The sequence below is a fragment of the Paenibacillus sp. VTT E-133291 genome, from assembly GCF_002264395.1.
Lineage (GTDB): Bacteria > Bacillota > Bacilli > Paenibacillales > Paenibacillaceae > Paenibacillus_AQ > Paenibacillus_AQ nitricinens.
Genome location: NZ_NFVA01000059.1, coordinates 1 through 13847 on the forward strand (window position 1 = coordinate 1; position 13847 = coordinate 13847).

Sequence of the window (13847 nt, forward strand, 5' to 3'; positions counted from 1 at the left end):
TACTCACGTACCGCAGGATTTTAAGTCCTGAAGTAGTCCTTTTAGAGCCTTTTCTACGCTACGGGAATATCGAGAAAAAAGCCTTTAACCATGCGTGTTGATGGCACTTTTTTTGTGTTCTGTATCCTCCGCATTCGAGGATTTATATGTGTAGCCATGTTAGCAAATATGTTAGCAAAATAATTGCGCATGAGTCTCGTACTCTCGCTCCTTTGGACAACATAATTTATAGGAGCAGATTTCAGGGTTCATTGTTAAGCACCGAAATAACCGACTCTACATTTTACACCTAAATATAAAAATGGAACTTTGTTAATATCCTATCTATATTTTCAAGGTAGATTCTTTGTTTAAAAAATTCTTTGTATTCATGTAACCTTTTGTAATACTCTCCTGCCTGTGCCTCCAGCCCTAACTCCCTCGTGATACAATCAATGGTATGTTGTATTTCGGTTTGGAATTGTAAATATTCAATTTTATGCAGTTCGTCCGCATAATGAGCTGCTTTTAAAAGATTTCTTTCAAAATAATCATAATTCCAGTCAAACCCATTGCACCATTTCAACAAGGATAGTTTCGCTGCGAGTAAATGAGTTAATGTCAGCATGGAAGTCCCCGTTTTATTTAGCCTCCCTGATGCTAACAGTTCATTGGCCCGGGCAAAGACTAGATTAATTTCCCGTTCAGCTTCCGGAAAGTTTCTAACTCTTACATAGCAAGAAGCTCTATTTCGAAAATCAAACAGAATTGCATTTGGAAAATTAAACTTCCTCTCCTGCTCCAAGTTTTGAGCAATGTCTAGCGCTTTATTTAGTTTCGGAATAATTTTTTCATTGGTCATGATATGGAAGAGAGTAACAACACCTTCGTTTCCAATGGTGTCGACATTTACTTGTTTATATTTCATTAAAACTATTAAGCTAAAAATATCCTGCTGAATATAAGCAAGTTCTTTATGTAGGACAAAAAGAGAAATTTTATAAAAGTCATTTTTCTCTGCTGCCAATGTCATGTAGTGGATAGCGGTTTCGTATTCCTGGACACAAATATCCGGGTAGAGCATTCCTTGTTCCAACTCATAACGATAAATTTTTCCCCTAGTATGATGAGCATTTGATATGTGAGCTTCAATCTCATGATATTTTTTTAAGTTTAGCTTTTTCAAAAGGGTAAGCGCATGCTGAATATCTATTTTCGCCTCTTTTACCACTTCCAATTTACTTCTCTTATAAGTCATAAATTCTAAATCCGAGAGTTGAAATACAGTATCAATTAAAATTTCAGAACGTAAGGTGTAAGAAATAACAAGTTGAAGGGGGTTTATATTATCCGCTGATTTTAATCCTTTTTTTCTAGCCCATTCGATACCGGCGAATTGGTCATTGAGATAAGTTAAAGCGACCGTTATATCACCAACCGCTTTATGAGCAATCACCATCAAGTTGATAATTTTGTGAGAAAAAGGATGTTCCGGTCTAAAGAATTGGTCCGTAATAGATTTCGCTTTATCAGCATATTCGAATAATTTAGTATAATTGCTTTTTTGCAGAGCTGATTCTGCAAGTACTCCAAAATAATAAGCTGCTTGGATCATAGCCTTTTGCTTACGAGACAGTAAGCCGTGGTTTGCTGCTAGAAGCAACAGATGCTCAGGATTCCGTTTAGAATCGATAAGATTCCCTTCCAATTCGTTCTTTAAAATGTTATAAACCTGAAAATGCTGTTCCTCTAAAGAGGTAGTACAAAAAAGTTTAAAACGAATCAACAAGTATTCATAATAGAGGGCATGTGAGAAAAGATACGATACCCAAGGCGAGTCAGAATAGTGTTCAATTAATATATTATACGTGATTTCACATTCCTTTAATTGAAATTCGGTAATAGCGTTTTCAACTTGAAGCTTGTTGACTAAACCAGGTTGAAAAGGCTCGCCAAAGAAGGCGCTCAATTGCAAAAATGTTAGTAGTTGATAACCTTCACTAAAATTTTTGGAGATTTGATACATTCTCTCGTTCATGACAGCTAGAGTATTAGCTGTAAATTGCTTCGAGTCACTAAAGGTTGTGTTTACCAAGTTATTCTCAGACCATCTTTTTAAGATAGAAGTCAATTCATTGATAATGATAAATTTGTTTGGGGAAGCCCAGCTCCAACCTGTATCCCGCTCATGTATAATGTCAGGATAGTAAGTAAGCAGATTTATAAATTCCACAATAAACAGAGGCTCTATAGACTCTTTATTCTCTTGGTTACAAAACCAATCCCACATAAGAGCCGCTACCGACGCCGTGATTTCCGTTGTATCTTCATAGATAGCAATCGACTTTTCCAGCAGATTTTGAAATTCCCCTCTTTTAAAACCATCAAGGGGTATCACACTTGAAAAGTAGGGTGATAAATTCATCAGCTCATTCCGACTTGTCGCAGCCTCTGGCCGTTCAAGGAATAGTATATATAGAGGAAATGATCGATTATTTAATTCTTTAAAAAGAGCTTCAAAAAAATGAGCAGTACCTAAGTCCATCCATTGAGTATCATCTACAACCCAAATAAGGGTTTTGTTATTTTTTTCTGTTAAACTTGTTAGTAAAAGCGCAATATATTCTTCTACTAACTGTTCAATGACTTCTTGAAGTGAAACTTGACTACTACTAACCTGAATCATTCGATTCACATCAACTTGGTAAGAAGATTTCTTTTTTCCAGACCTGGTGTCTTTGATAGCTGCGATTCCATCCTTTGCGGCAAAAATGGAGGTTTTCAGAATATCTACAACGGAATTGATAGGAATCCCTAGTAGAGAGGTAACTAAGCTTAGGAAGGAATCCGTCGTAGCTGTGCCATCAAAAATGTCAGCAAATAGCTTTAATCTCTCATTTGAATCATATTTCAATAAATTTTCAATCTTTTTTCGGATACTTGGATCGATTTTTAACTTTAGAAATTGAAGAGTATTGCGAAGTTCATACAATGATTCTCTCAATTCTGAGTATTCCCCACCAAAAGAAGTATAGATATATTCCACTTCGCCTAAATCGCTATAGATTTGATTAATTAATTGAGTAGAAAGGGAGGTTTTCCCCGTTCCGGCAGGCGCTTTAATTTTGGAAGCGATAAACGTTCTCTCAGCCCTAACTCGTTTTATTTCTTCTTCAAGGTCTTGTAGAAGATCCTCTCTTCCTATAAAAATATCATGATTCACTACTAAAGGAGGACTTGTGGTTTGTAAGGAACTGGCCATTCTATACCTATAGAGAAACCAACGAAATTCAGCAAGCTGTTTTATATCATCGGAGAGGTCTTCTTTTTTCGTAAAATGATCAAGTTCCTTCGCATCGTCAACATTCCAATGAAGAATGGTTAGTAAATAGCTCTTTGCTTCACCATTTGATGAACGTAAGGACTTGGGAACCATCGAATCTAATTGAACTTTTGAGAGTTTATCTTTATACAAACTGTAAAAAATTCTCAAAAACTGAATATCAATGGATTTTAATTTCTCTGCATGTTCAATATGTATTACAACCTTATGTAAATGGGAGATTTCAATTAATAAATTGATACTGGCAAGCAGGAGTCCTTCAGGAGTCTCAAGAACCTCTTCATTCTCTTTAAGCTTCTTTAACACCTTAACGGCGTATGCTTCTTTATTTTTCTTTACTTGGACATCGGAGTCTAATTCATGAAGAGTGATCCCTGCACTTATAATAGATAAAATAGGTGCTATAACAGGAAAGACTAAACTAGAAATACCAAGTGATATCTTAGTCATCCCCATACCAAGCGCCATAGAGATTGAAGGAGCTTCAAGTTTAAATCGTTCATAAGCAGACTTTAGAAAGGCTGCAAGTAAATATTCCTGTTGGTCATTTCCGTCATAACGAACAACAACATCCTCCTCGCCCCTCATTAGGAACAGATTATTTTCAGTATGTTCACGATCACCCTTAAAAACTTCAAATACAAATGGATTACCTTCATGGTTCGGCAGAATTCTACTTACAATAGATTTCGTTCTTGTCATTTCGTCCCCCATTTCTCATAATAATTTAGTCAAACTACAACCTTGATGCTCTTGCTCCTAATTACATCCAATTCTACTTACATTATATGTCTAGTTATTTGAATATGGTTTAATTGTACTCTACAAATAATATGCACAGTATGTGGGAACTTAGACTCATTAGATCCTACCAGCCCTAACAGGATAAAGCCTTGTTATATTCTATATTTGAGCATGGTTCTATTTGATTGCAATTTACTCTTTAGTGATAGCCTTCGTCCCAAATTCGTCCACAGCTTGAGATCTAATCCTATGAAACGGATAGCTGTTTATTTTGTAACAATTGAACAGCCATCGACATCACAACATGAATATGAGATTTTTTCACTTCTAATCTGACCCTTTCGTCTCTACCCGAAGCTTGGGTACTTTGAAGAAAAAAATATCCTGCATGATTCGCTTTTGAGAGTAGTATCTTCGCCACAAGGGACATCCTTTTTAAGATTGTGCATAAATATTTAGGCTATCTCTAAGAATTGTTATTTGGCCTTCTCTCACACTAATTTCCGTCACCATATTTTCAAATTCATCTGTGACAATGATTAATATATCAGTGGCAACAGAGATCCATCTCTCTTTCAACAGTACCTCCTTAGTGAATTGATTAGCTGCATATTGTTTAATCCAAGATTTATCCGCTGAATTCCAGCGATATTTGCTTTCTTGAAAGTATGATTTCAATTCAAACGTTTTACCTTGGATTTTAACTAAGTACCTTGAGGCCTCAGCTTTATTTCTTGATGGTGTTTTTAGGATATTTAAGTTTATTTGCTTAATATTTTTCGGTAAAAACGGTGATTCTTTTTCATACTCGGTGAGAATGACCATAGCTTTTTTTGCACGACTTAGCGCTACGTAAAACAATCGTTTTTCCTCTGAGATAGCGTCCTTCAGCGTTCTTCCGAGGACTTCAAAAAACACGTTGCTAGGATGCAATAAGGGGTAACTACTTTCTACTGCATCTACTACGATAATTACATCCTCTTCCTTACCTTTGAAAGAATGAGCAGTGTCCATGTTAACTACGAGTGATCTCATTTCTTCTGGCAAGGCATTTCTTATGACTTTAATAATATCCGAGTAAAGCTTTCCTTTTTTAGTGTCATAAGGAGTATACCAGGGTAATCCAGTTCCCTTTCTACTAAGAAGGGCAACCTTCTGACCATTCATCGTAAATGAATATACCAATCTTATTAAGATGGGAGTTATTATATCACCACTATAATTTATGAACTCTAAATCAGTTGGAATAAACTGATTGATATTCGCAACCCATACATTCCCAATTTCTTCTTTGCTTGCTTTAGATGGAGTACCATGTCCAATCATTACTTGGTTAGCAACCATAACGATTTTTCTACTTGATCGGTAATTCGATGTTATTTTAAATTGTTTAGAATTAGGGAAGTATTGTAGAAATTCATTGAAGAAGCGTAAGTCAGAGCCTGCGAATCCATTAATGGCCTGCCAATCATCACCGACGCAAAACAGTTTGATACCTTTATTAATAACTTTAATTGCCGAAATTAATTGATAGAAAAGAAGACTAAAATCTTGATATTCATCAATAAAAAGATATTTTATTTTTTTCAAATCACCAGAACCTAATTTTCTTTGCCATCTGCTTCGTTCCGAATTAACAACTTCAATGGAACGCATTAGTAGACCATCAAAATCCTCTAGATTATTTTCTGTGAGACTTCTTAAATATTCTTGATATATCTTCCAAATGACTCTCAAAAAATCAATCTGTAATGCAGGCAAATTATTATTCTTCTGTACAATTCCTACTAAATCTTCAGGTGAGATCATCAACTTTCTACATCGGCTAATAAATTGACTTACGATTACGCTAAATTCATCTAAAGCTCTGTTCTTAATTCGATGCCATAGCTCTAGGTCTGTTAGTTTTCTTCCCAATATGCCATATTCAATAAGAACTGAATTGATATGATCGAGGTCATGTCCAGGAAATAATTCTATATAATAGTATTCCTTGTTATTTTCCCAAAACTTCCGCTTTTCAGAAGTCTGTATATCATAGGCTTTATCACCAATAATTCCAAAATATTCTATTATAATTCCTTTTTTATCATTATTGTATATTGGAATAGTAAAATCAGGCCTGTAGTTCGTTCCTCCCCACTTGAAATTTTTCTCATATGCATAGGGAACCTCATGTTCAAATAAATAGTTAGCAATACTTTTTTCCCCAAGTGATTTATAGTATTTCCCATCTAAGCCTATGTTCGGAACCAATCTACGGTAAGTCACCATTTCTTCAGGACTTAAGTTATAACCGCCGGATGTAATATTGTTCCAGTCTTCACGAAAATATTTAATCATTAATTTTTCTATTCTTTTGCCCCATTCTTTATCTTGCAGAAAGGAGTCAATTACCTGCTGAACTGCTGTACTTTTCTCAAAACCACTCATGTCATCATCATAAATTAATGCTTCTTCCGGATGCACTATTGCATACGCAAGCGCATGAAAAGTCATGGCTTGTGGGGCATTTCCCCCTAAAAGGTTGCTTAAACGATCGCTGACCTCTTTCGCAGCTTCGCGATTAAAAGCTAAAAGTAATATTTCCGATGGAGATATTCTACAATGTTTTACTAAAAAGGCAGCACGATTTACCGTAGTCGCAGTTTTACCACTTCCTGCTCGAGCAACAACTTGGACATCACTCCATACTTCTGCAATACATTTTGCTTGTTCCCAGTCAGGTGTTTTCCATCTTTGTTTTTCAAACCAACTAATAACAAATTCTGCTGACAACTTAATAAAATCCTCTTCACTTACTACGCTTGACAACTCATCAAACCAGATTCTTTTAGATGACAAATAGTCAGCTTCAAACAAAAGTATGAGCATTTTTTTAGCTTCTCTTTTACATTCTTCTAATCTTTCACGTTCTTCTGCTTTTTTTCGTTTTTCTTCTCTTTTAAGATCTTCAATTATTTCTGATTCACTTCTGTGACTTGTTCTTTGCAATTGGCATTTGTGACACCGTAACCAGCTTCCATACTCATCAACTTTTATTAATTCAAAAGTCTCATTACCACACCTAGAACATTGCTCACTTCTTACAATATTCAGCATTATTATGCCTCCCGCTTTCCGATAACGCTAAGTTGTTAGTCATTAGTTTTCATACTTAAGAGCACCTTAATTATGTGATTCTAAAGAGGATCAAATCAATTTACCTATAATGATATACATGTCTTTTGAACAGTTTGAAATTCTGAAATTCAGTTTATTCCATTTAAAACATGATCGTTTATTAATTTTAGACAGTACTGACCAAGATCTATCACAGGGGAGAGCATCAGATCGTTATTCATGATCCAAGTTATATAAATCTTGAAGAAAAGGCAGGCTCTCATGTCCATTGTATGGCATAGGACGTTCACCTCACCATTTTAATCAGGTTGGTTTCGTCACTTAAACTATTCGAGATTTGGGGAGATACTCCCTTTTCTATGCCTAAAAATCCTTGTTAATACAAGGATTTAGATTTATGAAATAGATCCAATGAAATGATTAATAATAGTTTTATTTCAATTGAATATGTCCTACACATGGGATATCCTCAATTTATCAAGAGGATTCAAAATATACATCATAGGTAGTTAAAATTGATCATTAATAAAGGCTGATTACGAGGTTTACCCTCATAATTAGCCTTATTTATTACACTTTGTGGTCAAACGACGCTTCCTCTCACTGAGCCCCTTGATGTATAAGGGTCCAGAGCGTGTATTACATCATACCACCCACACTACTTCACTTTTTTTGAGTTTATTAGTTCTGAAACCGAATATTTTCCCACAGTTAGAGCATTGTTAGTCCAATAAGTAAAGATAAATAATATTACGGATGATGAGTTGGTACTCAAATGAAAATCAGACAATTTCACAGTTTAGAAAGACACATTGCACTGTATGCATCAATTGTGCTAGAACCCGTTATCTAAAATTGATAGAAATAAACTAACTATTTTTTTATCCAGTTTTGAATTTTACTTTCTATTAGCATTGCATCCAGACTCCCGTCTAATCCATCCTCGGTGATTATTAAATTACCAATATCTTCCGATATGCCCACGCTTTCATAATTTGATCTTTTTTCATCCCATCTCTTTTTATATGATTTATCTCTTAGCATTCCAAGATGCTCTAAGTATGAAGTTTTACCTTGGTAGCGTAGAGTAAAGTCAGGGATATAGGTCTTACCACTAATATTTAAAGGTTCTTCATAAAAATACTCAATTTTCATTTTATCAAGAATGTTAGCTACAATCACTTCCGACTTAGATCTTACCATCTCACCACGAATCGTTTTATGGATCAAATTCTCTTCAAAGTACCGTTTTTGTTTACTAGATTCTATCTCAATGATGTTTGGAGCTCCAAATAGATCCGTATATCTTTGCTTGGTATCCGAATACCAGTCATTCGCATACTGAACTAATTCTTGAATAGATAAATCACTTAATACAATTAGTTTTTCTCTTTGACGGGAAAATGCAGTATACAAAAGTTCTTTTGCAATAAATGAATTTTTTCCGTTTATGACCACTATGGTTTTACCAAAACCAGAACCCTGTGACTTATGAACAGTCAGAGCATATGCAAGTTCTAGCTTAGAGTCACTGTTTTCTCCACCAAATTCAGACTTATTATAGGAGAACAACTTTCCTTCAAACGAGCCAAAACGGAACTTATACCAGCTAGAATTCTTATCGTTTTTCCCATACTGTCCTGGGTAATTCGCCATAATACCAATTTCACCATTTGCAATATACGCTTTTCCGGATGTACCATCCCAGTAATCCTTCTCACCGTTTACATTAGATATGACTTTATCTCCGTAAACGATATTTTGAACTGAAAGAGGGCTATATTTTGACCATGTAGATGCATTCCATTTCTCGACTGTATCTTGACGATATCTTTGGTGAATTTGATTATTTAAATAATAGCTCCCTGCACCAATAAATTTAGTAGGAGATAGGACCTGCCAGTCTTCTATATGTTTACTAGTTGGATAATTTATATATTTTTCTACAGCAGCCCCCAAACTTTTATTGAAACCATCAATATCATCAGCAGTTGTCATGTTTGCAGTTTCTACCAATTCATCAAAGAACACTTTTTCTAAGTCAACTAAATCAACGTATTGAATATATTTTAGACGAGTATCAGCTTGATTGTTTTGAATACGATAAATTACATCTTTATCGACCGAATCCGAATTAGAGAATAATTGAGCAAATGATAAATCATCACCACCTGAACCTTGTCTCATCTCCGTTTTCAAAGTTGCAATCCTATTAGGAAAAGTACTCTCTAAATAATTAATTAAATCGACAAATGGGCGCCCTGCACCTATTGGAGGCAATTGATTAGGGTCACCTACAAAAATAATTCTATCAGCATGAGAATCAACAAGCTTTAGTATGCCAGCAAACATTTCTTCGGTCAGCATTGAACTTTCATCAATAATAACTGTTTTGGCAGTACTCGAACTTTGTTCGCTTGGCATCGTATAAGCCATTGTTTTAAAATTGAAGCCTTTTGAACGAATTAATAACTGTGCCACAGTCAAAAACTCAGCTTCAACACTATTCTTCTTAAATGAATTCTCCAGTTGAACTCTTGCTTTTCCAGTAGGGGTCAATGCTAATACACCACCAGCTTTTATAGATTTCGAAGAAGCTAAAATCCCCAATGCTGATGTTTTACCCGTCCCAGCTCTCCCCAATAAGACAGATATTTTGGATGATTCAATAGTTTTTAACGCTTTAGCCTTTTCAACACGAGCCAATTGATCGTTTTCTTCATTATTTTCTTGAAGTTTTCCAAACTGGTCGTTAATTATTTTTCCCCAGTCTTGTTCACCAGATAAACGTGCTTCCAAACGGCTACTTACTATCTCAACTACCATTTGCTTATAATCTTGATATTCTTGTAATTTAATGTACGAATTCTCCACATTAACGTGCAATTTGCCTTCTTGCAAGAATTCTAAAACACCATCAATTTTTTCAGTTTGAAAATCTGTTTTTTGATCCAATGGCAATCTATTAATTTCTTCAATTATTTGATTGTAGCTAAGTAAGGTATGCCCTTGATTTGCGGCTTGTGATAAAACAAAAATTACCATAGCTCTAAAGCGCCGCTTATCACCTTCAGTTCTCATTTTAGTTGGTTTATTTAAAGGATACTTATTTTCCACCATTGGATTCACAAACATCGCATTGTCGATTTGAGAGATTGTAACTTGATGTTCGTTCTTTTCTTTTCGCGTAAATTCGAATAATAAGTATGGGTTTTCAACAATTTCAGCTGCATCATTTTTCAGGTTACTCCATGCATAAATAGCTTGTTCAACAGAAAGATTCAATCGAGACAAAAGTTCGAAATATTGAATCTTGTTTTCATCTCTTAATAAACCAGAAAACTCATCCTCTCTGTCAGCCAAACCGTCATCTAGTTTCTCATTGCCAGTTTCTTTCTCCCCTGAAAAATATAACTTCAATTCAGAAATCAAATCGCTTTCAGAAGTATCAACATGGTGAGCAACATCGAAGCCATATTTAACACCAAAAGCTGATAATATCGAACCTAATCCAGGAAATATACCGCGTTGATTCCAAACGTTTTTTAATTGATTATCAATATATTCAAATTGTACATTAACCCATTCATGATTGGCTTCTTTTAACTCGAGTTTATCTATATTTTTTAATGCAATTTTCGCTTGATTTAAAACATCAATAGCCGCATCGTAGCTGACCCATTCAGCTGCATATGAAAATTCTGTTCTAAAACCTGCCGCTTCAAACAATGTGACACTTGATACATCAAAATCAGGATGCTTTTTTACATACTCGGAAATTTCATGATATGGCATTAAAAAGCCATCTTTACCATCAACTCTAATTGAATGAGCTGCATTTGTCTCCCATATGTAGTTTTTTTCGTCACTAGTTCCATTAGACCCATACTCTTGAATTTCTACTTTTGATACTATATTTCCTATTCCTGCAATTACACGCCGATTATCCTCAATAAATGGGACTTGTTTGTAGTATGGAAATATCAAGGAATTATGTGCACTAACTCCGGAAAAAAAATAATCAAAGATCCCTTTTTGGGATTCTCCATGAGAGACCCACGCACTTGACCAGCTCAGCATATTTTCAGTTTTTTCTAAATCAAAATAAAAATTATAGTACTTTTGTTTCTCCTTAGCATTCCCCTTTAAAGTCCATGAAAAGGGGCGCAATAAGAAAGAATAAGGGTTCATCTCAAAAGTTGTTTCTTCGAAATGCTCGAACTTAGGATTTCGGTTTCCTTTTTTATATGGATGGTTCATTTTAAGATTAAGTTTAGTATCACTCATAAACGCAGCGTTCTCTGTAATCCAGTTTTGCATTCTTACTGGTCCTACTTGTTCGTAACGCTTACCTTTATTAGCTTCCTCAAACTCTAAGTCTCGCGTTGATGCAATGTTTGGGATTACTTGAGCAGCTACATTATACTTAGGATTATTGTCAAATCGTCCAGAATAATCGTTATCTTTCCACGGAATTCTTGTTGAAAAGTGTTGGACAAAGTTTATTTGTGGTTTAACTTTCTTTTCTTTTTCATACAGATTCATAACTTCTCTCCTTTTTTCACTTCTATTACGTAATATTACTATTACTATAAATCCCAAGTTTTTGCCTTTAAATGATTCTGTTGTTTTAAATAATCTTATTCTATTTTCATTTTATTTCTCCTTCATTATATTTTGGTAATAAAAGAATTATGCAACCATTACTTATCTAATCTGGATTAAGATAACCATACTAGAAGACTAGATTGCCTCGACACAGATCGTAATCTGGCTTTCTCTAATCACACAAATTCGCTCTACAGATAAAGATATAGTCGCGAGCTTCCACGTTGCACCATCTCTACTTGGATACTCACCTACTTATTTAGGTGTATTTGACACCAAAATAACATTAATGATACCATGGTGTCAAATATATCAATACGAAAAGGGGATCCCAATTTGGAGACTCAAACTGAATATCCAAAGTGTATGTATAAAGAATATAATGATCTCGGTACGTATTTGGCATCTATGAAACATGAAATGATGATTCCCACAATTCGTGAATGGCATTTAGGAGATAATCTCTCCGCATCACCTTATGTAGATAATGGTCAATACATAAATACAGATCCGTTTGATTTTAAAAGAGTATCTGAGTTAGATCTTATGGTCGCAGGTGTTTCATTCGGTGAGTCATTAGAAAACTTGATAAGTTATATTTCTAATTTCAAACCGATTCATCATACGAAATTCTGGGATAGTTGGAGCGACTATATTATAAGCCTCCTATCTGACCTGTGTAAGGCTCCTAAGATTGTGCAAGATATCCATGTTCGTTCCAAGCTATATCATATATATAACGAGCAGTTCATGCGTCTAAGTCGTCGAATTGGTTTGAAGGAGTTTGCTTCCACTATTGGTTGGAGTTCACGCCATTTGGCTGCATTTAAAACTAAAGGAAATCTACCTGTTCCATTGGAGGTTCTTTCAGCTACACCGCTTTGGAGTTTAGGTCAGTTGGAAAATTTCATGAGGATTTTGAATGCACGAGGAGAAACCAAGTCAAGAGGCGATTGGAATTCGATGTTAGAGCAAAAATTTCAATGGCAGAAGGTTACAGAGTGGCAGGAAATAAGGGTTATTTGCGATGATGAACTAGATGAAGGAGAACCCGTTTACTATATTGAGGATAACGCTTGGAACTATTCAAGTTCATTAAATTTAGAAATAGAAAACTGTACGATGGTCGAAGAAGCTCTAATGATTTATAATTTTTTGAACAATCGACTTAAATATTCTCTTGATAGCAAATTTTCATTAGCTCTGTGTATGTTAAGAAATAATAAATATGATAAAGCTGAGCTGATATTGAGGGATTATATCGATTCCATTAATTCTATAATCCCTAAGGATGCAAAATTACATGATTCAATGGAAAATTATTTTATAGCATACTCACTGGTGTCTTATTTATTTGCACGTAAGAGGGATTATGTTTATGCCATAAAATTGTTACATCATGCTCAAGCAAAAATGTCCTCAACTTACGAATGGCCATTCCATGAGGAAATAAAAAAACTTGATGAAGAACCAGATCAATATACAAAATGGTTCAAAGACAAAAATGATCTTTTATTCATATGTCGCAGTAGCTCTAGAAAGGCATAAGATATTCACTTTGTAATCTAATATGAATTTTGAATCGTATCACTGTAATTTTAGGAATGAACATACTGATCTACGTACTAACTCATCAAATATCTCCCTCCCACGAAGCGATAAAAAAAGGGGTTCAAAGGATGAACCCCTACCCCGACATTTTCATATACTAATGTTCGTCCTCGACAAAATATATCTATTACAGCGGTATCAATAAGTTGTTAGGAATGAGCACAGAAGTGCTCAGAGCAATAATCCCCTTACATCATACCGTCCATGCTGCTACACTGTATTTATGAGTTTTTTTAGTTCTGTTACAAGATATTACGTGGAGCCTCTACGGGCATGAGTACTCGCTAAAAGCCGCGAGTGGCAAGCCTTTGCGAGGCCAACGAGCTTATCATGCCTCCCTCTTCATGTAAATCGCAAATCCTTTTGATTCACTTAGAGTAGCGTGGAAGCATAAAAAAACATACCCACATATTTTTACAATTCAAAGCTCTTAGTGTGA

The 13847-nt window shown here is 35.0% G+C and carries 4 protein-coding genes; 1 reads left to right on the plus strand and 3 read right to left on the minus strand.

Features of this window, described 5'->3' with window-relative positions:
- Window positions 1-289 precede the first annotated feature (289 nt).
- The 3 genes from CA598_RS20970 to CA598_RS20980 form a co-directional block, all read right to left on the minus strand.
- On the minus strand, window positions 290-4024 hold the full coding sequence (locus tag CA598_RS20970; RefSeq protein ID WP_179283727.1) for an AAA family ATPase: 3735 nt from the start codon (window positions 4022-4024) through the stop codon (window positions 290-292).
- A gap of 477 nt (window positions 4025-4501) precedes the next feature.
- Window positions 4502-7168, minus strand: a complete 2667-nt coding sequence (locus CA598_RS20975) for a UvrD-helicase domain-containing protein (RefSeq protein ID WP_094877783.1) — start codon at window positions 7166-7168, stop codon at window positions 4502-4504.
- Window positions 7169-8062: 894 nt separating this feature from the next.
- A complete protein-coding gene (locus CA598_RS20980; protein WP_094877784.1) occupies window positions 8063-11734 on the minus strand; it encodes an ATP-dependent DNA helicase in 3672 nt (1223 codons plus the stop codon).
- A 399-nt stretch (window positions 11735-12133) separates the two neighbouring features.
- Here CA598_RS20980 and CA598_RS20985 point away from each other — a divergent pair, with 399 nt between their 5' ends.
- Complete coding sequence (locus CA598_RS20985) at window positions 12134-13345, plus strand: hypothetical protein (RefSeq protein WP_094877786.1); 1212 nt, start codon at window positions 12134-12136, stop codon at window positions 13343-13345.
- Window positions 13346-13847 lie beyond the last annotated feature (502 nt).

Coding starts and splice junctions, on each gene's coding strand:
- CA598_RS20980 (WP_094877784.1), bottom strand. CDS start 11,734: ATGAATCTGTATGAAAAAGAAAAGAAAGTTAAACCACAAATAAACTTT.
- CA598_RS20970 (WP_179283727.1), bottom strand. CDS start 4,024: ATGACAAGAACGAAATCTATTGTAAGTAGAATTCTGCCGAACCATGAA.
- CA598_RS20975 (WP_094877783.1), bottom strand. CDS start 7,168: ATGCTGAATATTGTAAGAAGTGAGCAATGTTCTAGGTGTGGTAATGAG.